Here is a 21,794-nt window from a genome sequence, read left to right on the forward strand (position 1 = left end):
CTTCGTCTATATGTTGCCTCTTTGGAGCTCAATCCCCGTGGTTATGCTCTTCTTTTTTAATATTTCCACGAAGAAGCGTTCAGGTGTTGTTGAGGAGGCAGGAAATTGAAAATAAATCGGAGTTATTGGATTTTATTATTTCTATTAATTTTTGTTATAATCACGATCGGTTTATGGGTTGTTCGTATTTTACAGGGGGATATGCCTTACGTTGACTTATGGACAAGGGACCAGGTGGATTGGTTTAGTGATACGTACATGTATATATTTTTTCGATATATTACTGAAATGGGTTCCAGGTGGTTTCTCGTACCATTTGTTGTTACTGTTGCTATCATTTTATGGATCCAATTTAAAAATTGGTTGCCGGCACTTATTTTTTCCGGCGGGACGTTGCTTACCCACCTATTTAATTTACTGATTAAACATGCTGTGGAGAGAGAAAGGCCGAGCATCTATGCGGCTGCCAATGCGGAGGGGTACAGTTTTCCGTCGGGTCATTCCATGATACCGATGGTGTGTTACGGTTTATTGGCTTTTTTTATTGCGAAAAAAATAAATTCGCCAAAGATTAAATTGGTAGTCCAGAGCTTTTTTGCTCTACTGATTTTTTTGATTGGTATAAGCCGCTATGTCATTAACGTTCACTTTCTTACAGATATCGTTGCAGGTTTCATCATAGGTTTTCTATTGCTTATTGGCTTTATTTATTTATATGAGGATCTTCATAAACGGCAATCTCCGTCCAGAGACTGAGTTAAGTGCAACCTTCAGCCGGTTTCTCCTGGAATGGCTGTAAAGTAAAATAAAAGCAGAGGATCTAAGGGGAACCAAAACATGGACATACTTCAGAAAATCGAAAAGAATGTAAAGCTCCTGTATTAAATCAATTCATGTTTTTGATTATTTCTCGGAAACGATTGGAATACCGCCTTATTTATTGCTGTTGAAGTAAATGGCATACGTCACTATCATTAATAATGGTATAATTATTTCATTAACTGCTATCTGTCCTGAAGTTTATATTGTTAGTATGTTGAAAGGGGTGAATAAATTGAGGAGATTTATCCGTTATTTTCTGGCCATATTTCTCGTTGTTGTTGGAATAGTGCTCGTCCTTACTAATCTGGGTTTAGTAGAATATGATTTCAGTACGGTATGGGCTTACATTTATCCGGTGTTTTTTGTAGTCATCGGCTCTAAATGGCTGATTGATTATTTAAAAAGGCAGGGAGGAACGTGGGTATTCGGCTCCTTTTTTCTTATCTTTGGCACATTGTTGCTCCTTGACCGGTTCGATGTTATTTCTTTTGTCTTTCGTGATGTCTTAAAATTATGGCCTTTATTGATTGTTTATATTGGTTTTATGATTTTCGGGGTTTCATCGAACAGAGTGGTTGTACTGAAAAACAATGGGGGGAAGAAAGCATATTACAGTCCGAGCAAATCTTTTGTTGGCTCCCATGAATATAATTCACCGAATTGGAAGGTGGAGCCGATGAACATAAGTAATATGGCAGGAGATTATTATTTTGATTTTACAAAAGCTTTTATCCCTGAAGAAAAAATCCCGATCATGATTAATTCACTCGCAGGGGATGTAAATATAATTTTACCTGAGAATGTGGACTTTCGAGTGGATGCGTCGGTGAAAGCAGGCGAGATTGAAATTGTCGGACAACGACAGGATGGAATTCAGCGATCACTTCAATATGAAACAGTCAACTATGATACTGCTATACAAAAAATCGATTTTACCATTAAATTAAAAGCCGGATCGATTCGAATTGATCAGGCATAGAGGGGTTTAAAATGAAGAAAAAATTTTCCAGTGTCCGTTTCCTTTTTATCCGCTCTCATTTAAATGGATGGTTTATTACAACTGTAACGATTTTGGCTATACTATTGACTGTCTATGTACTATTTGAACCGAAATGGCTGACAGCAGGCAGCATTTTTTTATTTATTTCGCTGCAGTTTGTGCTGGGTATCGTTATTGCTTTATACACGAGTTTTGCAACAAGCGGCGGTATGAAATCAAAGTTGAACGCCATTTCAGCTGTAATTAAACAATTTGCAAATGGCCAATACGGTTCGAGTGTTGATTTTCTTGAAGAAAACGACGAGATTACCAGGATCGGGGATGAATTAAATGAGCTGGGAGTAAAGCTGCAGGATCAAGTAAAATCATTGCAGCGAATGGCTGATGAAAAGTCGGAATTGGCGAAAAGTGCACATAAGTCTGCCGTTATTGAAGAAAGACAGAGATTGGCCAGGGATCTGCATGATGCAGTAAGTCAGCAGCTTTTTGCACTTACGATGATGTCGGAAGCGGCGCTTAGACAAATGGAACAACACCCGGAAAAAGCGAAAGAACAATTGACAGAGGTAGTTAAAGCAGGTTCACAGACACAGACCGAAATGCGTGCGTTGCTTTTGCATCTGAGGCCTGTCCAATTATCCGGTGACTCACTTTCAACAGGTATTCAAAAGCTGGTCGAAGAGCTGAAACAAAAAAGCAGTATTGAATTCCAGCTGGAACTTGAATCAGACCTGATACTGTCGGATACGGTGGAAGAGCATGTATTTCGGATTGTGCAGGAAGCGCTCTCAAATATCTTGCGTCATGCCAATGCCACGTTGGTTAAAATAGAGGTATCGGCAAAAGCAAGGGAATTATTTGTACATATTAGAGATAATGGAAAAGGCTTTGATTTGGAGCACGATTCCGGAAAAAAAGCTTCCTATGGACTGAAAACAATGCGTGAAAGAACAGAGGAGCTTGGGGGCAGGTTTACCATACGTACAAAATTGGATGAGGGGACGTATATTGATATACGTATTCCATTGTAATCGGAATGCTCTTAATTTAATAAATGGGGTGGAGAAATTGGTCAGTGTAATTGTAGTGGATGATCATGAGGTAGTTCGAAAGGGCATCATCGCATACCTGCAAACAGAGGACGGCATTGATGTAATCGGGGAAGCTTCCAGTGGCAATGAAGGGGCAGCGTTAATTGTTGAAAAAAAACCGGAAGTGGTGCTGATGGATTTAATTATGGAGAATGGAACAGGGATCGAAGCAACGAAGCAGGTAATGGAAAAACACCCGGGATGTAAAATTATAATTCTTACAAGCTACTATGATGATGAACAGGTGTTTCCGGCTATTGAAGCAGGGGCGTTCAGCTATATTTTAAAAACTTCTTCCGCCACCGAGATTGCTGATGCTATAAAAAAAGCAGCAGTCGGAGAAAATGTAATTGAACCGAAAGTAGCTGGTAAGATGATGACTAATTTTCGCAGGGAAAAAAGGAAGCTGCATGATGACTTAACGGAAAGAGAGCTGGAGGTACTGATTTGTATTGGAAATGGGATGACAAATCAGGAAATTAGTGAGAAGCTGTACATTGGTATTAAAACAGTGAAAACCCATGTAAGCAATATCTTGTCCAAGCTGGAAGTCCATGACCGGACACAGGCAGCTGTTTACGCCCACAAAAATCAGCTGATCGGGGAAGTAGATGGATAAAAATAAGATAAGACCTTTTACTTACTAAATGTAACCTTGTATAATTAAAGTATAATAAGCTTGTTCAATGAAATGTAAGAATTATATTGGGCAAGCCCTTTGTTTTTATCCGGTATTGTTTGTATAATACTAATGTACACTTAAGAGAGGAATCTTGCCTATGTCGAATTTGACGAAGCGGGCAGAAAACCTGCTGATGCTGATTTGGGCGCAGGCATTTATTGCATTGGCAGGCAGTCTGTTTTATTCGGAAGTTTTAGGATACATCCCTTGTGAATTGTGTTGGGTACAGCGCATATTCATGTATCCGCTTGTTGTGATTTACGGGGTAGCCATGTTTAAAAAAGAAGTATCCATTGCTTTACCCGGTTTAATTTTAAGTGGGATCGGGATGCTTGTTTCCTTATATCATTACCTGGTGCAAAAAATGCCAGTATTGCAAGGTGCAGGTGATGCATGTGGACTCATCCCATGTAATTTCGAGTATGTGAATTACTTTGGTTTTATTACCATTCCATTTCTGGCGGGTACAGCATTTGTCGTTATATTTATTTTACATCTGCTCCTATTGAAAGAGCAAAGGAGGAAAAGTTAGTGCAAAAGAAAGTATTAATCTTTGTTGGGGTAATAGTTGTTTTATTTGGTGCCTTATACTTTGTCGTTACTTACCAAAATAACCAGGCGTTGGAAACAAATGATAATCCATATGGAACAACCGACCTGGAGGGGCCGACCATTGACCAATTGGGAGATCCAAATTATGATAATATTATTTTGCCGGATGAACTCAGTGAACAGGTCGACAGCGGGGAAGACGTGACAGTATATTTCTTTAGTCCGACTTGTCAATTCTGTGTGGAAACTACACCGTATCTGAAGCCGCTTGCCGAAGAGAACAATATCGATATGAAGCAATTTAATCTATTGGAATTCGGACAGGAAGGAAGGCGTTATGCCATCGAATCAACACCAACTCTCATACATTATGAAAATGGGGAAGAAGTAGCTCGTATCGTTGGTCAGCGTCCCGAAGAAGAGTTCCAGGCATTCTTTGATGAATATGTGCATAATTAATAGAACGTAGTAAAAAGCCATCAGCTATTAGGGAGCTGATGGCTTCTTCTTCTGCCGGTATTGTTAGGGGGGGAGGGTACGTACTTTTGCATAAGTCTGGCTGGTATCATTCCGTTTCCTCTTCTTCCACACGCATATGGTATGTGGTAATAAAAGGCTTGTCGGCAAAATACGCAGGGGGTTTCGTTGACTGATCTTTATGTGCCTTTTTAAACTGATCGGATTCCTTCCAGTTTTCAAAATCGCTGACAGAATTCCATTGGGTCATTACTACGTAAGTATTTCCTTTTTTTGGTCTTAGAAAGCGAAAAGCCTGAAAACCTGGCATATCCTCCACTTTATTTTTTCGCCTTTTAAACCTATCTTCAAAAGGCGCTCTGCCATCCTTGGTGACGGTGATGTTATTCATCACCACATATCCTTCTTCCTGAAATTCTCCTGTTTGAATGACCACTTCATATTGCCGCCCAGCAGAAAAGACTTTTTTATTTTCACCTTCATAGTAGGAAAGTGCGCCATTCGCATTTTTCATGAAATGAAAGTTAATCTTTGGGTGCTTACCCATCAGTTTTTTCAAAAAATCTTCGGTGCCGTTTGTCATAAAGGCTTTCATCTGAAAAGCTCCTTTCCTTTTCCTTCTACTTATATAATACTTCAGAAAAACAGGGGTTAGTCAAATCTTTAACATTAATCCCTGATACTTTATGTATCTCTTAATCTATCGTATAATATAAAGGACATTGTGTAGAGGTGAACACATAAACATGAATAAATATTTTAACATACCAAAGAAAATGAAGTGGGCTTTATTTACCACAGGATTGATTCTTCTGTTGGGTTTAATTGGTTTTTCATTCATTTTATTTGGCGGAAGACTTGTTGTGGATGAAGAGAATCTGGTATTGGATGCTGCCACAACCATAGAAACACGAGAAGGCGAAGTGGTTGGAAAGCTGTATAATGAAAACCGGCTCATTCTGCCTATTGATCAGATTCCGGAACATGTGCAGCAGGCTTTTATTTCTATTGAAGACAGACGGTTTTACGATCATGCGGGAGTTGACTTCAGGTCTGTAGTCAGGGCGTTGGCCAGGGACCTGATCGCCATGGAAAAGCTGGAAGGGGCCAGCACCATTACACAGCAGGTGGCTAAAAACCTGTTCTTAACCAATGAGAAATCATGGATGCGGAAAACAAAGGAAGTTATGGCCTCCATATATCTGGAACAGCAGTATTCCAAGGACCACATATTGGAATTATATTTAAATGAGATTTATTTTGGTAATGGATTATACGGTGTGGAAGCAGCCTCTAATTATTTCTTTTCCAAAACAGCAGGAGATTTAACAGTAGCAGAAGGTGCAATGCTGGCAGGTCTTGCAAAAGCGCCCAACGGTTATTCACCGATTGAATATCCGGAAAAAGCGTTGGAAAGAAGAAATATTGTACTTCATTCCATGGAAGATACTGGATTACTTTCGATGGAACAAAAGATGAAGGAACAAAATAAACCACTTGGTTTAAATGTTGAAGACCAACAGGCATCCCCATGGATGGACAGCTATATAGATTTGGTCATGAAAGAAGCCCGGGAAGTACATGATTTATCAGCAGAAGAAATACGCCGCGGGGGATATCGGATTATCGTTAACGTGGATGAAACTGCACAAAAAGCGGCCTATGGCCAATTTCAGAAGGATGACTATTTCCCAGGAAATAGGGATGGTGTGGAAGGCGCATTTGTTATGATGGAGCAGGAAACAGGCAGAATTGTGTCAGCAATTGGCGGCAGGGAGTATCAGCTGGGGGACTTGAATAGAGTTACTGTAAACAGGCAGCCTGGATCCACGATAAAACCAATTGCTGTCTACGGCCCTGCCATGATGCAAAATGAGCAATTTACACCATATACACTCATACCGGACCAATTAACGGAATATGATGGCTACAGTGCTTCCAATGTTACAAATACTTATGATGGAGCGGTAACATTGTATGATGCCATTGTGTATTCAAAAAACGCTCCGTCCGTGTGGCTGCTGGACCAAATTGGCATACCATATGCCAAAAACTATTTACAGAAAATGGATATTATGTTGGAAGATGACGGGTTAGCCATTGCTTTGGGGGGATTGTCAGAAGGGATCACGCCGAAGCAATTAATGGAAAGCTACGCAGGTTTTTCAAAATATGGTGAGGTGATTGATTCCTATACGATAGAAAGGATTTACAGTAAAGATCAGGAGTTACTCTTCCAGGCAAATCCGAAAACAAAAGAAGTGTTTACTCCGCAGGTAGCCTGGAATATGACGGAAATTTTAATGGAAACCGTAGAAAAGGGAACAGCCTCTGCCGGTACCTATGAAAAGGCACTGGCCGGTAAGACTGGTTCTACCCAGCACCCTTTTGTGGAAGGGAAAACGAATGATGCCTGGTTTGCTGGATACACACCGGAATACGTTACAGCTTCATGGATAGGATACGATCGCTTGGATGAAGATCACTATCTGACAGGCGGAAGTGAATATGCTACGAAACTGACAAAGGCTATTTTAACGGAGGTGGATAAACAGCAGCCGCTGGCAGACAGCTTTGTTAGGCCAGAAAATGTAAGAGCTCTGCCTAAACCGATTCAATTGCCGGAAGTGACCGAAATAGAAGCAACATATGCATTTGGAAGTCTTTCTCTCGTGCAAGGGATATTAAAATGGCAGGGCTCTGATGACGATCGGGTCGTGTATCGTATATACGAGGAAAGGGATGGCATTGATAAACGAGTCGGAGAAATCGAAGGAGAAACAGAATATACAATAGATCGAGCATTATTTAATTCAGGAAGCTATTATGTCGTCCCCTTCAATCCATTGACAAAAGAGGAAGGGAAAAGATCTCCTGCCGTATCTTTTGCATGGTAGCGAATAATGATCTCCTCTGTACTCATAAATGATTTGTTTGCCTATAATAGGTAACAAATGAGACAAATTCATGACAATCTTTTCACTTACCTATACATTTGTAATGGGAAAAGATATAGTTAATAATGGTTGATAACAACTTAAAGGGTGAAAATAATAGTGAAAAATGTAAATGATACGATACTAAGAGCTTATAATGGGGAAAAAACAGATTACACCCCCGCCTGGTTTATGCGTCAGGCCGGCAGGTCACAGCCTGAATACAGGGAGCTCAAAGAAAAATACTCCTTGTTTGAAATTACGCATCAGCCGGAGCTTTGTGCTTATGTGACCAGGCTGCCGGTCGAGCAGTATGGTGTGGATGCAGCAATCTTGTATAAAGATATTATGTCACCGCTGCCGGCGCTTGGAATAGATGTGGAAATCAAATCAGGCATTGGGCCGGTTATTCATAACCCGATAGAAACCATGCGTGATGTTGAGATGCTTGGGAAAATTATTCCGGAAAACGATGTGCCCTATGTATTGGACACGATCCGTCTACTAACAGAAGAGCAGCTTGAAGTACCGCTGATTGGTTTTACAGGAGCACCATTCACATTAGCCAGTTATATGATTGAAGGTGGCCCTTCCAAAAATTACAGTAAAACTAAATCTTTAATGTATCGTGACCCTGCAACATGGTTTGCGTTAATGGATAAGCTGGCAGACATGAGCATAACTTATGTAAAAGCCCAGGTTAAAGCCGGAGCCAAAGCAATTCAGGTTTTTGATTCATGGGCAGGCGTTTTGAACGCACCCGACTATCGTGTGTTTATTAAACCGATTATGAACAGGATCTTTACGAAACTAAAAGAGGAAAACGTCCCCCTTATTTTATTTGGCGTAGGAGCAAGACATCTTTTAATGGAATGGAATGATCTTCCGGTTGATGTGATTGGTTTGGACTGGAGAACTTCCATCACGGAAGCACGTCAAATGGGAGTAACGAAAGTACTGCAGGGTAATCTGGACCCAGCCATTTTACTATCGGATTGGGAAACTATTGAAACCCGTACAAAAGATATACTTGATGAAGGCAAAGAGCAGGGAAGATATGTATTTAATCTGGGACATGGTGTTACACCGGATATTAAGCCTGCTACATTAAAAAAACTAACGGAGTTAATTCACTCACATTCTAAACAGCAATAATGATAAAAGAGGTGCTTGAATATGGAAAAAAGAAAAATGGGATTACTTGTGATGGCTTATGGGACACCGTACAAAGAAGAAGACATCGAACCATACTATACGCACATCCGTCATGGAAGAAAGCCTGAGCCGGGTGCGCTTCAGGACTTAAAGGACCGTTATAAGGCAATAGGTGGAATTTCGCCACTCGCGAAAATTACAGAAGAGCAGGCATATGCACTTGAAAAAAGTGTGAATGAAGCACAGGATGAAATTGAGTTTAAAGCATATATCGGATTAAAACATATTACGCCATTTATTGAAGATGCTGTGGAGGAAATGGCGAAGGACGGCATTAAAGAAGCTGTTTCCATTGTGCTCGCTCCGCATTATTCCACGTTTAGTGTTAAGTCTTATAATGGCCGGGCACAGGAAGAAGCCGATAAGCATGAAATAAATATTAAATCTGTCGAAAGTTGGTACAATGAACCAGGGTTTATTAAGTTCTGGGCCGATAACATTAGAGACATATACTCCGGCATGGATGACACTGAGCGGGAAAAAGCAGTACTCATTGTTTCTGCGCACAGTCTACCCGAGAAAATTCTAAAAGATGGCGACCCATACGTGAAGCAGCTGGAAGAAACAGCAGAATTAATTGCAAAAGAGGCCGGTGTGAAAAATTATGAAGTCGGCTGGCAAAGTGAAGGAAATACACCGGACCCATGGCTCGGCCCGGATGTCCAGGATCTAACCAGGGATCTGTTTGAGCAAAAAGGCTATACATCCTACGTTTATGCACCTGTCGGGTTTGTAGCAGATCATCTGGAAGTTTTATATGATAATGATTATGAATGTAAAGTGGTATGTGATGAGATCAGTGCAAATTACTACCGGCCGGACATGCCAAATGCGGATTCGCAATTTATAGATACACTGAGGGATGTTGTATTAAGAAAAGTAAAGAGTGAAGCATAATGGCAAATAATAAAAATATAGTGATTGTAGGCGGCGGGATAACAGGTTTATCCGCTGCCTACTATTTGCAGAAGGAAATCAGGAAGCATAGCCTCCCCTATTCTGTTCAATTAATTGAAGCAAGTGACCGCTTGGGCGGGAAAATAAAAACGAAAAAAAAGAACGGCTTCATCATTGAACAAGGACCGGATTCCTTTCTGGCAAGAAAAGAGCCTGCTGTAAAGCTTGCAAAGGATCTTGGATTGGAAGATGAACTAATTCGCAATGGAACAGGACAATCTTATATTTTAGTCCGCAACAAGTTGCATAAAATGCCGAGCGGCTCGTTTATGGGAGTTCCAACACAGGCAAAACCATTTCTGTTTTCGGGTATTTTCTCCATGAAAGGGAAACTGAGGGCGGGTGCTGATTATGTGCTGCCAAAGGGGAAAGCAGTCAGTGACCAGTCATTGGGCGGTTTTTTCCGCCGCCGGTTTGGTGATGAGCTTGTGGAAAATCTTATTGAACCATTATTATCAGGGATCTATGCAGGCGATATTGATGATATGAGTCTCATGGCAACATTTCCAAACTTTTATCATCTGGAGCAGAAGCATCGGAGTCTCATTAAAGGATTGCAGGAAAGCATGCCTGCCCCAAAAAAGCCGGCGGGCAAAAAGCCCGGGATGTTTTTTTCCTTTGCAGAAGGGCTTGAAGTTCTTGTGAAAGAAATGGAGAAAAAGCTGACTGATGTAAAAGTGAATGTCAATGTGGCAGTGGACCATATCGAGAAAAAAGATACATTGTATCATTTGCTTTTAAGCAATGGCGAAGTGGCAAAAGCAGATGCGGTTGTCATGACGACGCCGCATCACACCATTCCAAAAGTGTTCAGCCAGTATGATTTTTTCAGGACATTAAACGATATGCCGGCTACATCTGTAGCAAACGTTGCCATGGCATTTGACCGGTCGGCCATTAAAAAGGATATTGACGGCACCGGCTTTGTCGTCTCCAGAAACAGTGATCACCGCATCACCGCATGTACCTGGACACATAAAAAATGGCCTGCCACGACACCGGAAGGAAAGGTGCTCCTTCGTGCGTATGTCGGCAGACCGAATGATCAGGACGTGGTCAATTATTCGGATGAGGAAATTACGGATATTGTTTTAAATGATTTGCGCAAAACAATGAAGATAAAAAAAGATCCGGAATTCAGTGTCGTTTCAAGGTGGAAGAACGCGATGCCGCAGTATACTGTTGGCCATAAAGAGCGTATTTCCGCAGTTCGGAACGAGGCAGCACGGTCGATTCCGGGAGTATTCTTAACAGGATGCTCTTTTGAAGGAGTAGGCATCCCGGATTGTATCAATCAGGGAGAACAGGCTGTGCAAGAGGTGCTGAATTATTTGCATAAATAATTTGAAAGTAGCAGGGAAGGGAACTTCTCTGCTGTTTTTTTCCTATGTGGGTCGTTATTCTTCCTGCATTGTTATTTTAAAAAATGTTCTATATGGAGTTAATGTAGGACATAATAGTGTAAGATTAGCTCGACAAAAGTCTGTTATCATTTTATAAAGTCCATTTTCAAAGAAAATCATCGTATTTATATATGCTCCCCAAGCAAGAAAAGTGAGGCTGGGACATAACTAACTTTATTGGAGAAAAAACCAAACAAACCACTTGCCCAGCAGGATAAAAGGCATCGATGAGACCCCGCAGGGCAACATTAATGAAGGCCGACTAAAAACGCCCTTTGCGGGCAACGTCGGCATACCCCTTGTCGGGGCAAGGAGGCTCATCAGCCGCCTGCGGCAAAGAAGACACTAAGAAAACGACCAACGGGAGTTTGATTAGATGTCGCACTTGTGCCCGTGGTGAAAGCGAAGTGTATTACCAGAGCGGCCGGTGATACTCTATCACCATGATTTGTCCGGATTTTCTTCTAGACGTTAAAGTTATGTCCCAGCCTCATCCCAATAACAGTTACCGGTTAATTATTCATAGCTTTTTTCCAATTCATCCACCAGGGAACCGACGAATGCTACAGCCTGTTGAATGGTTTCAGCATTTGTCATGTCCACACCTGCTTTTTTAATCAGGTCCAACGGTTTCAAGCTTCCTCCTAATCTAAGTACGTCAAGCCAGCGATCAACTGCCTGATCACCTTCCGTCCGGATTTTTTGAGCGACAGCGGTAGATACTGTTAAGCCGGCGGAATAGGTGTATGGATAAAGTCCCATATAATAATGCGGCTGGCGCATCCAAGTAAGCCCTGCTCCTTCGTCGAATGTCACCGCATCTCCCCAGAAGTCTTCCAGTGCTTCTCTTTTTTGCCGGGTCAGGACCGATTCTGTTAAAGGTGTCCCTTCTTCAGCAAGCGTGTACACTCTGCGCTGGAATTCCCCCTCCAATAAATGGGTGACAAAATTATGGTAATAAGTTCCCAAAAGCTGAGAGACAATCCAGCGTTTCATTCTTGGATCATCGGTATTTTTCTTTAAATGGTCGGCGAGCAGCAATTCATTTAAAGTAGATGGTGCTTCCACAAAATACGTGGAAGGACGGGTGTTTGCCAATGTTTGGTTTTTTCCCGCCAGATAAAAATGTCCTGCATGGCCGAGCTCATGTGCTAAAACAAATGCCCCTCGCATGTTATCAGTCCAGGTGATGAGTATATACGGATGAACACCATAAGGGCTTGAACAGAAGGCACCGGTCGCTTTGCCGACATTATCGGCATAATCCACCCAGCGTTCATTTATCGCACGTTTCATTATTTCCGTATATTCCGGCCCCATGACTTCGAGTGCATCCAAAATCGTGGAAGTTGCATCTTCATACGTTGTGACAGGAGTGAACTCCGGGTCAATGGGTGCTTTCAGGTCAGAATAACGCAATTCCTCCAGTCCAAGCTTTTCTTTCAGCAGCTTGGCATACCGTCTCATATGTGGTGCAAGCGCCCGCTGCAGGACGTCCAGTTGATTATAATACATCTCCTTCGTTACCTGCTGCGGCTGAAGGAGCATATCTGTCACGGAATCATAGGAACGGAGACGCGACATGGTAATCTGTTTCGTTACTTCAGTGGCGTAATTCGCTGCAATCGTATTTTTGTACTGATTTAATGTTTTGGTAAAGGATCTATACGCATTGCGCCTCAATGTGGTATCTGAAGTTAATTCATAGCGATCTTCATATAATGCCGCTGACATCGGGTGTTCCTTCCCGTCCTGGTCTTTAATCGCCTCAAATTCCATGTCTGAAGATTTACTCCGGTTGTAAATCATATAGGGGGCGTCATGCACTTCGCTTAGTGCAGCCAATGTTTCCTCCAGTTCCGGAGCCAGTGTATATGGTTTTTTTTCCAAAGTATCCTGCAGTACTTTTTCATAGTTTTGCAGTTTTGGTTCCTCACTCAAAAACTGTTTTATTTTATCTGCAGGGACTTCCAGCAATTCTGATTGAAAAAAGGATAATTTTGTACTGATTTCTGCAAGAGACGCTGCGACGATAGCTGCATCACGCTGATTATCAGGATTACTCCCATCACTGCTTGCCCGTAAATTGGCATATGTTGCCACCCGGACGAGCCGCTCCTGATAAGACTCCAATGCTTCCAGACAGTTGAGCAGCATAGTGGCTCCGTCAGCTAATTTACCTTTATACTGTTCAACAAGATGTACATCTTCCTGCAATTTATGTAACGCTGTATTCCAAGCTTCTTCTGATGCAAATAGATCTGTTAAATCCCATGTTTGTTCCTCGGATACTTCCGAGCGAGTCTGTCTTTTTGCGGTAGACATGATCATTCCCCTTCCGTGTAATTATTTCGAAACTAAAAATAATTATATCATTTCATCGGTTTTTAGCCAAAAAGAAAACAGCTATTATAAAACAGCTGTTTTAAAATTTGGATCGGTATAACAGTTTAGGTTATAACAATGGCTTTCACAAGGAACTCCTATCTCGCAGGATGATCACAATCATCGCATAGGTTGCCGTAGCAATCCGCTTTCTCATGCATGTCATGACCGCATTTACTACATTTTTTCTTGGGCAGGTTTCTAAAGAATTCAACGACGTTTACCATCTGTAAATCCTCCTCGTTGTGTTTGATTAATTATATTGTATTACAACAGAGCGTATTTTGCAACACTGTATTAGAACATTTTTAAAAATTTTTCATCATTGTGCTGGAAGGTTATACTATATTTATATACAAAAGACATAGGAGGACTAACAATGAAGCTGACAGTCATAGGGTTTTGGGGTGGTTACCCTGCCAAAAATGGGGCTACATCCTGTTATTTATTAGAGAAAGATAATTTTTCTCTTATGATTGACGCCGGGAGTGGCTCGTTATCAAAACTGCAAAATTATATATCACCGGGAGATCTGGATGCTGTTATCATTTCACACTACCATCAGGATCACATTGCAGACATTGGTGTGCTGCAATATGCCAGATTGGTGAACTATTATGTAACAGAGGAGGAGAAAGTGCTCCCTGTTTATGGACATAAGGAAGATCGTGCAGGTTTTGAATCTTTATCCCATAAATTTACGGAAGGGTACGCCTATGACCCTGATGGAAGTTTGAAGATCGGACCCTTCTTCATTACTTTTCAAAAGTCAATCCATCCAGTGCCTTGCTATGGAATGCGGATTACCGATGGAGAGAAATCAATTGTATATACAGCAGATACTTCTTATCAGGAAGCATGGTTTGACTTTGCCGCGGATGCCGATCTCCTGATTACAGACTGTAATTTCTATGCTGGAGGAAACGCTGCACAGGCAGGGCATATGACGAGTGAGGAAGGCGGTAAAATAGCAGAAAAAGCAGCCGTCAAAGAATTAATGCTCAGTCATTTGCCTCAATTTGGCAATCATCAGCAATTAATGGAAGAAGCCAAACAATATTATCAAGGGAAAATCCGGCTGGCTGAAGAAGGTTTGGTGTGGAAATAGAGCTGAAACTTTTGATTCAAAAAATCTTTTACATTACAATTAAATTATAGATAAAATCAGGAGGTAGGCACATTATGAAATTTATTGATAATAAAGGTATTACCGATCCACGCATTAACCTTGCCATTGAAGAATATATTTTACAGAATTTTGGAGAGAAAGATACATATCTTTTATTTTATGTAAATGAGCCATCGATCATCATCGGCCGCAATCAAAATACGATTGAGGAGATAAACACGGAATATGTTGATAAAAACAATATTAAAGTAGTCCGCCGCCTGTCCGGAGGCGGTGCGGTGTACCATGATGAAGGCAATCTGAATTTCAGCTTTATTACAAAAGATGACGGGGAAAGCTTCCAAAATTTTGCCAAGTTTACCAAGCCTATGGTGGAAGCGTTAAATAAGCATGGAGTACCGGCAGAAATGCAGGGAAGAAATGACCTGGCTGTGGAAGGCAGAAAAATCTCCGGAAATGCGATGTTTTCGACTAAAGGTCGCATGTTCAGCCATGGAACCTTAATGCTTGATTCGGAGATAGAAAATGTCGTTTCAGCTTTAAAAGTCAGGAAAGAAAAGATAGAATCAAAAGGTATTAAATCCATCCGCAGCCGCGTGGCCAATATCTCTGAATATATGGATGAAAAAATCACCATGCAGGAATTTAAAGAACTGATTTTACGTTATGTTTTCGATGTGGAAGATGTGGAAAAGGTTCCCCGCTATGAATTAACGGAAGAAGATTGGAAAAATATCCATAAAATATCTGAAGAACGTTACCAAAAGTGGGACTGGAATTACGGAAAGTCTCCTGATTTCAATATTCAGGAATCCCATAAATTTGACGCCGGTCTGGTGGACGTTCGTTTGGATGTGAAAAAGGGTATCATTGAAAACTGTAAAATATACGGTGATTTCTTTGGTATAGGGGAAGTGAAAGTTATTGAAGACAAATTAACAGGTGTCCGGCATAACCGTCAGGCTATTGAGGAAGCATTGGAAGATGTTGATGTGCCTCATTACCTTGGAAAAATAACCAAGGAAGATTTCATTAATCTTATCTATTAAAGTTCAGTCAGACTGCTTTATTGGGCAGTCTGACTTTTCATATTGCAGTGATGTGAAAGAATTGAATTTTATTATTCATCGTGAAACAATGAAAAGGATTATACATATTGTTTTACTAAGATTAAATGGATTTAAGCAGGATGGAGGATGAAAGTGATGACAAATATGTTGGATCTTAAAACAAAAGAAGAAAGAATAACACTCCTGGCCAAAACAGCTGCCTCTTTTGGTGACCGTGCGAAAAAGCATGATCAGGACGTCACGTTTCCATTTGAAAACTTTGAAGATATGCAAACGATTGGATACCCGGCCTTAACGATACCAAAGAAATATGGAGGTGGAGGTATTTCCCTGAATGAAATGTTAACCTATCAGCAAATACTCGGAAAGGCGGATGGCTCGACCGCATTATCCATAGGATGGCATATGGGATTAATGAAACACCTGGGGGAAAACGACGTTTGGAAAGAAGAAACATACGCTTCTGTAGCGAAAGAGGTCATAGAAAGCGGGGCACTGTTTAATAATGCAGCAACTGAACCGGCAACGGGAAGCCCAACACGGGGAGGCAGGCCGGAAACAAGTGCAAAGCAAGGGGAAAACGGGTGGGTGATCAATGGTCGAAAGACATTTACTACCATGGCCCCGATTCTCCGTTACTTTGCGGTCAGCGCCTCGATAGAAGGGACAGACAAAGTAGGCAGCTTCCTTATCAGACGGGACCGTCCTGGCGTGAAAGTGGAAGAAACATGGGACTCGATTGCCATGCGCGGCAGCGGCAGTCACGACCTGGTTTTGGAAAATGTGGAAGTGGAAGAAAATGATCTTGTAGAAATGCTGTCGTCAAAGAAAAGAACTCCTGCCGGGTGGCTGCTTCATATTCCTGCCTGCTATTTGGGAATTGCGCAAGCTGCACAAAAAGAAGCGGTGGAATTTGCAACAGGCTATTCGCCAAACAGTATTACCGGCACCATTTCCGAATTGCCGAATGTAAAACAGAAAATGGGCGAAATCGAATTGCTGCTTATGGAATCCCAACATTTTCTCCATTCCATCGCCAAAAAGTGGGATGAAAGCAGTGAAGAAGTAAGAAAAACAATGGGGCCGGAACTGGGGGCAGTAAAATTATCTGTTACGAACAAAGCGGTAGAGGCTGTGGATCTTGCCATGAGAATTGTCGGTGCGCGCAGTTTGTCGCAAAAAAGCAATCTGCAGCGGTATTATCGGGATGTGCGGGCTGGTTTGCACAATCCTCCGATGGATGATATGACGATCATGCAGCTAGCTGATCAATCGATCAAAAACAATGCTAAATAGAAAAATTTTCAGGTAACCTCTTCGGGCATTTGTGTGAATCGTTGAAGAAAATGTATGCTCTTCTGCCGTATAGGAATAGGCGACCACCTAGAATACCAAATAGCTGGCTGCAAATGTAAAAGTTATTTGCTGCAGGTACAGAGGGACCGGTTTTCATTGCAAACCGTGTCCCTTTGTAGCTTTATTTATCTTTTTTGACGAGGTAGGGTCGCATCATGTCATAATCTTCATGTTCTAATATATGGCAATGCCAGACGAATTCACCGGCGTATGGTGCGAACTTAGCGATGACTCGGGTTATTGTTGCTGCGGGCACTTCGATTGTATCTTTAAGTCCTCGGTGGTTAGGTGCTGGTGCTTGTGGTGGCCCGGTGAAATTAATTTTTCCATCCAGGTTATATCGTTCGAGGTCGAATGGCTGATGATCCAGTACTTGAAATTGTATGAGGTGGATGTGTATTGGATGGGAAAAGGCAGTAACGTTTGTAAAAGCCCAAATCTCTGTAGCACCGAGCCGAGGGTTCTCTGTAACCGGATCATGCCATTTTTTATTGTTTAAAATCAACACAGGTCGGCCGAATTCATCTGTTTCGCCCATTAACTTCAAATTGCGAAGGGCAGAAATGTTATTTTGTTTGAGAGAAGGAATTACAGATAAGTTTGTCGGCAGTTTACTTAAATCTTTATGCTTTAATGGCTTTGTAACCCGAAATTGCAAAATATTGCTCATATCATCTTCCGAATCAGCGTTTGGACCTAAGTTATTTTTTAATACAATGGTTCTTCCCTCAGCTTTTGAAAAATCAATAATGACATCAACTCTTTCTGCAGGCTGTAATCCAATTTCTTTCATATCAACACGTCTTCTCAGCAAACCTCCATCAGAGCCAATTTGATGCAGTGTATCACCAGAGTCAAGGTGAAGTTGATAAGTTCTTGTATTTGATCCGTTTAAAATACGGAAGCGATATTTCCGCGGTTCAACCTCCACATATGGCCAGACTTTTCCATTTGCAAGAATTGCATCACCTAAAAAAGCAGGCAGGATAGAAGGGTTAGGAAAGTTTTCTTCTGCATCGTCAGGCTGTGATGGATAAAATAATGAACCATCGCGATTGAAGCTGCGATCAGTAATGCTTAACGGTATTTCGTATTCTCCTGAAGGGAGGTTTAATGCTTTTTCATGTTCATCCCGAAGAATATACATCCCGGCAAGTCCGGCGTATACGTTCAAACGCGTGATACCCATCGCATGATCATGATACCAAAGTAATGCCCCCCGCTGATGGTTGGGATACGTAAAGGTCTTGCGTGTGAAGAAGTCTCCTGTTTCTCTATATCCTCTCGTGTACCAGGCTTCCGGATGGCCATCACTGTCAGGCTTGGTTTCGATACCATGTAAATGTACAACGGTTCGGACGGTCGGCAGCTGATCGAGCTGATGAATGGATTTATCAACTGGCAATAAATGTCTGCTTGGCAGATTGTTTTGCCATTTTACATGGACTGGCTCATCCCGAAATGCTTCAATGATAGGTCCGGGAAATTGTCTGTTATAGCCCCATAAAGTTGTTGGCGGTAAATCCCGATGTAATTTTTTACGGAACTGCTCCATTGTTATTTCATAATGAGTCCCTTCTTTCGTACGCTTTTTTGGTCTTGCAACCCTTGCCATAGGCAGGGCATCAACAAACTTTTCCAGTTTTGGACGCAATATATTCACCTCCATTTCTTTCTACTTATAAGTAATGCATCACACATGAAAAATGGAAGGGCGGGGTACTGGGCTCAATGCTCGTCCCACCAGAAAATATGAACTTTCTGGTTTTGTCAAATGGAGCGATCGATCGGTTTGCTTCCACTTGAATATTATAGTTTAGTAATTTATAATTAAATGGCAACAAAGAAATGAATGATTATTCATTCAGGGGAGAGGTGACGTATGAATCTAAGTGACCAATTGGCTGTTACGGCAAAAAATATGCCTGATAAAACAGCGTATATTTTTCAGGACAAAGAAACAAGCTATCGGGAGTTGGAAGGATCTGTTAGAAAGTTTGCATCACGAATGGAAGAATTGGGTTATAGGAAAGGTGACCATATTGCATTGGTGGTAGGAAATAGCCCGTATTTTATCATTGCTCTTTACGGAGCGCTCCGGTTGGGTTTGGTTGTGATACCAATTAACCCATTATACACACCGCATGAAATGACGTTTATTTTAAAGAATGGCGATGTGAAGGCAGTAATTACTATGGATGTATTACTTGAAAAATTCGAGGCCATGAAAGAAGATCTGCAAAATGTAAACCATTACATATCCTGTGAATCAGGAAGTGATGTAAAACTGGAAGAAAGCTCCCTGCAGCCAAAATTGAGATCGTTTACACAGCTGATCCAGGATGGCAGTACCCATTTTGAGGGACCAGAATTGAACGAGGATGATTTAGCACTCATTCTTTATACGTCGGGAACGACCGGGAGGCCAAAAGGCGCCATGCTATCCCATAAAAATCTTTACTCCAATGCCAAGGATACAGCTGATTATTTGGCTATCAGCGGAGATGATAAAGTCATTGCTGCATTGCCGATGTTCCACGTCTTTTGTTTAACGGTTGCATTGAATGCTCCACTGATGAATGGGGGAACGGTCGTTATTCTTCCTAAGTTCTCCCCGCAGGAAGTATTCCGTTTGACAGAAGCATATGATGCGACTGTATTTGCCGGTGTACCTACCATGTATAATTATTTACTGCAAAGCGGGAAAGAAAATAAGGGTATATTCTCTAATATGCGCCTGTTTATTTCCGGCGGAGCCTCCATGCCGGTTGCTTTACTAAAAGAATTTGAACAAACCTTTGATGTACAGGTTCAGGAAGGATACGGTCTTTCCGAAGCTTCTCCGGTAACCTGTTTCAACCCGTTGGATCGTCCGCGGAAACCGGGTTCCATCGGAAAAAGCATTGTCAATGTGGAGAACAAGGTGGTGGATGAATTCGGGGAAGAACTGGCGCCCGGGGAAGTTGGGGAATTAATCGTCCGCGGGCCAAATGTAATGCTTGGATACTACAAACTGCCGGAAGAAACAGCGATGACGTTAAAGGACGGATGGCTGTATACCGGGGATATGGCACGTATGGATGATGAAGGATATTTCTATATTGTGGACCGGAAAAAAGATTTGATCCTCGTTGGTGGTTATAATGTATATCCGAGAGAAGTGGAGGAAGTGCTTTATTCTCATCCGAACGTCAGTGAAGTGGCCGTGATCGGGGCGCCACATGAAGAAAGCGGGGAAATTGTCGTAAGCTTTGTTGTGGCTGATGATCCAAAATTAACGGAAGAGAATTTAATAGAGTATTGTAAAGAGCAGCTGGTAACCTATAAGGTTCCGGCAAAGATAGAATTTCTTGATGAACTGCCAAAAAATACAACAGGAAAAATACTCCGAAAAAATCTTCGGGACAAAGTAACAAATTAACATTACAAACATATATTAACTGTGAACATAAATTGGGGACGCTGCTCCCCAATTTTTTCTTGAAAAGAGAAAAAATAAGGCCCTTCACGAATCTAAGACATTTCATCAGGAAAGGTATAATTATTTAAAAATAAGCCATACTATGGAAAGAGGAGTGTATGCAAAGTGAATAAGGAAAAAAATAATCTGGAATTGGCTACTTTTACTTTATTAAACCCTGACTTTTCGGTTGCTGAAACCAAGCAACTTGAAAACAAAGAGAAGGATGAGCATAGAAAAACATAAAAATCTAAAATATTTTAAAAAATTCAATCTTTCTTCTTTCTTTTTGCGGTCAAATTTGGTAGATTGGTAGATAGCTACTTTCTTTTCATTGTTAAAATGAAAGGATTGATTGGATGTTTTACAATTTATGTGATGAAACTCCGGAAGTTACTCCCGAAACGATGGCTGTTATTACACATCGTGACAGAAATGGCAATATCGCTTCACAGATATTTGAGGAGGAGACCAAATATATTGTCGCGCATTCTCCAACCAAGGTGATTGAACAGGCCTGCAAATTTTTTGGATCCAGTCTGAAAGGCAGACAGGAAGGAACACGGGATGTTTGCGGGATCAATTACAAATCCCCAATTGCGATTGACCCCTTGAGTGGTATGTATTTCTTTCCGACAACATCTCCGCTTAACACCTTCTGCTCGTGGATTGGCCATTCCCATATTGAACATGTAAAAAAAGCAGGTAAAGGCACGGAAATTATATTAAAAAATACTCAGCGGGTGTACCTTCACGTCTCCTATGGGTCGATTCAAAATCAAATCCAGCGGACGGCACAGTTTCGTTATATACTGGACCATCGAATCAAGTATTTGAAGAAACATACTCCCGGGATGGTAGCAGAGCCTTATGCATAAGCTCCTGCAATATTTCTTCCACCTTTTTTCTGATTGCCGGATTAAAAAAATTTCTTTTTTCTTCCATTCCCTTACAGACAAATAAATAGGTGGTAAAAGAATCATTTTTATGCAGCCTCACCACTTGCATTTTTTTCTGCAACATGACTTTCCTCAACTGTTTTCGTTCACCTGAAGCAATAAGCAGCATTTCTTTTAACAACTGCCGGTAAGGTTCTTTAATTTTAAATGAACCGGTTTCCACATGCTCCATGTCCTGCTCGATGACGACCATGGCCATGGATAAAAAGAGGAAACGAATCATAACCCTTGATTCATCATCCTGAAGATACCGCATAGTTAATTCCCTCCAATAAAGGAACAAGTGTTCTCTTGTTTACA

Annotated in this window: 20 protein-coding genes; 15 read left to right on the forward strand and 5 right to left on the reverse strand. The window is 41.4% G+C overall.

Annotated elements, in window-relative coordinates:
- The first annotated feature begins 105 nt into the window (after nucleotides 1-105).
- The 6 genes from ACZ42C_RS01130 (at nucleotide 106) to ACZ42C_RS01155 (ending at nucleotide 4,606) form a co-directional block, all read left to right on the forward strand.
- A complete protein-coding gene (locus tag ACZ42C_RS01130) occupies nucleotides 106-756 on the forward strand; it encodes a phosphatase PAP2 family protein (protein ID WP_461180265.1) in 651 nt (216 codons plus the stop codon).
- Between the two features lie 289 nt (nucleotides 757-1,045).
- The gene (gene liaF / locus ACZ42C_RS01135) at nucleotides 1,046-1,801 is read left to right on the forward strand and encodes a cell wall-active antibiotics response protein LiaF (protein ID WP_464891358.1); all 756 of its coding nucleotides are present in this window, start codon (nucleotides 1,046-1,048) and stop codon (nucleotides 1,799-1,801) included.
- 11 nt (nucleotides 1,802-1,812) lie between these two features.
- The gene (locus ACZ42C_RS01140; protein WP_461180263.1) at nucleotides 1,813-2,853 is read left to right on the forward strand and encodes a sensor histidine kinase; all 1,041 of its coding nucleotides are present in this window, start codon (nucleotides 1,813-1,815) and stop codon (nucleotides 2,851-2,853) included.
- Between the two features lie 37 nt (nucleotides 2,854-2,890).
- Nucleotides 2,891-3,532 (forward strand): response regulator, encoded by a 642-nt coding sequence (locus tag ACZ42C_RS01145; RefSeq protein ID WP_461180262.1) that lies wholly within the window; start codon nucleotides 2,891-2,893, stop codon nucleotides 3,530-3,532.
- A gap of 160 nt (nucleotides 3,533-3,692) precedes the next feature.
- Nucleotides 3,693-4,127, forward strand: a complete 435-nt coding sequence (locus ACZ42C_RS01150) for a disulfide oxidoreductase (RefSeq protein WP_461180261.1) — start codon at nucleotides 3,693-3,695, stop codon at nucleotides 4,125-4,127.
- Nucleotides 4,127-4,606 carry a thioredoxin family protein gene (locus ACZ42C_RS01155; RefSeq protein ID WP_461180260.1) on the forward strand — a complete coding sequence of 160 codons (480 nt, stop codon included), beginning with the start codon at nucleotides 4,127-4,129 and terminating at the stop codon, nucleotides 4,604-4,606. The genes ACZ42C_RS01150 and ACZ42C_RS01155 overlap by 1 nt, the downstream gene beginning before the upstream one ends.
- A 106-nt stretch (nucleotides 4,607-4,712) precedes the next feature.
- On the opposite strand, the gene ACZ42C_RS01160 is transcribed toward ACZ42C_RS01155, so the two are convergent.
- Entirely contained in the window at nucleotides 4,713-5,219 is a 507-nt protein-coding gene (locus ACZ42C_RS01160) for an antibiotic biosynthesis monooxygenase family protein (protein WP_461180259.1), read from the reverse strand.
- A 151-nt stretch (nucleotides 5,220-5,370) separates the two neighbouring features.
- Between ACZ42C_RS01160 and ACZ42C_RS01165 the strand changes: the two genes are divergently transcribed.
- The 4 genes from ACZ42C_RS01165 to hemY all read left to right on the forward strand — a co-directional run bounded on the left by ACZ42C_RS01165 (nucleotide 5,371) and on the right by hemY (nucleotide 11,075).
- On the forward strand, nucleotides 5,371-7,521 hold the full coding sequence (locus ACZ42C_RS01165; protein WP_461180258.1) for a transglycosylase domain-containing protein: 2,151 nt from the start codon (nucleotides 5,371-5,373) through the stop codon (nucleotides 7,519-7,521).
- A gap of 156 nt (nucleotides 7,522-7,677) precedes the next feature.
- On the forward strand, nucleotides 7,678-8,715 hold the full coding sequence (hemE, locus tag ACZ42C_RS01170) for a uroporphyrinogen decarboxylase (protein WP_461180296.1): 1,038 nt from the start codon (nucleotides 7,678-7,680) through the stop codon (nucleotides 8,713-8,715).
- 21 nt (nucleotides 8,716-8,736) lie between these two features.
- Complete coding sequence (hemH, locus tag ACZ42C_RS01175; RefSeq protein ID WP_461180257.1) at nucleotides 8,737-9,672, forward strand: ferrochelatase; 936 nt, start codon at nucleotides 8,737-8,739, stop codon at nucleotides 9,670-9,672.
- Entirely contained in the window at nucleotides 9,672-11,075 is a 1,404-nt protein-coding gene (gene hemY, locus ACZ42C_RS01180; RefSeq protein ID WP_461180256.1) for a protoporphyrinogen oxidase, read from the forward strand. Before hemH ends, hemY begins: the two co-directional genes overlap by 1 nt.
- Before the next feature lie 576 nt (nucleotides 11,076-11,651).
- Here hemY and pepF read toward each other — a convergent pair.
- Both pepF and yhfH read right to left on the reverse strand, forming a co-directional pair.
- Nucleotides 11,652-13,466, reverse strand: a complete 1,815-nt coding sequence (gene pepF, locus ACZ42C_RS01185) for an oligoendopeptidase F (protein WP_461180255.1) — start codon at nucleotides 13,464-13,466, stop codon at nucleotides 11,652-11,654.
- A gap of 152 nt (nucleotides 13,467-13,618) precedes the next feature.
- A complete protein-coding gene (gene yhfH, locus ACZ42C_RS01190) occupies nucleotides 13,619-13,747 on the reverse strand; it encodes a protein YhfH (protein ID WP_461180254.1) in 129 nt (42 codons plus the stop codon).
- Nucleotides 13,748-13,899: 152 nt separating this feature from the next.
- On the opposite strand from yhfH, the gene ACZ42C_RS01195 reads away from it, so the two are divergent.
- From ACZ42C_RS01195 to ACZ42C_RS01205, 3 genes are all read left to right on the forward strand, one after another.
- Entirely contained in the window at nucleotides 13,900-14,628 is a 729-nt protein-coding gene (locus ACZ42C_RS01195; RefSeq protein WP_461180253.1) for an MBL fold metallo-hydrolase, read from the forward strand.
- A 74-nt stretch (nucleotides 14,629-14,702) separates the two neighbouring features.
- Entirely contained in the window at nucleotides 14,703-15,698 is a 996-nt protein-coding gene (locus ACZ42C_RS01200) for a lipoate--protein ligase (RefSeq protein ID WP_461180252.1), read from the forward strand.
- A 156-nt stretch (nucleotides 15,699-15,854) separates the two neighbouring features.
- Nucleotides 15,855-17,015 (forward strand): acyl-CoA dehydrogenase family protein, encoded by a 1,161-nt coding sequence (locus tag ACZ42C_RS01205; protein WP_461180251.1) that lies wholly within the window; start codon nucleotides 15,855-15,857, stop codon nucleotides 17,013-17,015.
- A gap of 181 nt (nucleotides 17,016-17,196) precedes the next feature.
- Here the strand turns inward: ACZ42C_RS01205 and ACZ42C_RS01210 are convergent, their stop codons facing one another.
- On the reverse strand, nucleotides 17,197-18,729 hold the full coding sequence (locus ACZ42C_RS01210; RefSeq protein WP_461180250.1) for a multicopper oxidase family protein: 1,533 nt from the start codon (nucleotides 18,727-18,729) through the stop codon (nucleotides 17,197-17,199).
- 228 nt (nucleotides 18,730-18,957) lie between these two features.
- On the opposite strand from ACZ42C_RS01210, the gene ACZ42C_RS01215 reads away from it, so the two are divergent.
- Nucleotides 18,958-20,496, forward strand: a complete 1,539-nt coding sequence (locus ACZ42C_RS01215) for a fatty acid--CoA ligase family protein (RefSeq protein ID WP_461180249.1) — start codon at nucleotides 18,958-18,960, stop codon at nucleotides 20,494-20,496.
- A 398-nt stretch (nucleotides 20,497-20,894) separates the two neighbouring features.
- A complete protein-coding gene (locus ACZ42C_RS01220) occupies nucleotides 20,895-21,413 on the forward strand; it encodes a competence protein ComK (RefSeq protein WP_461180248.1) in 519 nt (172 codons plus the stop codon).
- On the opposite strand, the gene ACZ42C_RS01225 is transcribed toward ACZ42C_RS01220, so the two are convergent.
- The gene (locus ACZ42C_RS01225; RefSeq protein ID WP_461180247.1) at nucleotides 21,361-21,750 is read right to left on the reverse strand and encodes a YhjD family protein; all 390 of its coding nucleotides are present in this window, start codon (nucleotides 21,748-21,750) and stop codon (nucleotides 21,361-21,363) included. The two genes, ACZ42C_RS01220 and ACZ42C_RS01225, sit on opposite strands and share 53 nt — an antisense overlap.
- Between the last annotated feature and the right edge of the window lie 44 nt (nucleotides 21,751-21,794).

The sequence above is a fragment of the Virgibacillus kimchii genome, from assembly GCF_055379185.1.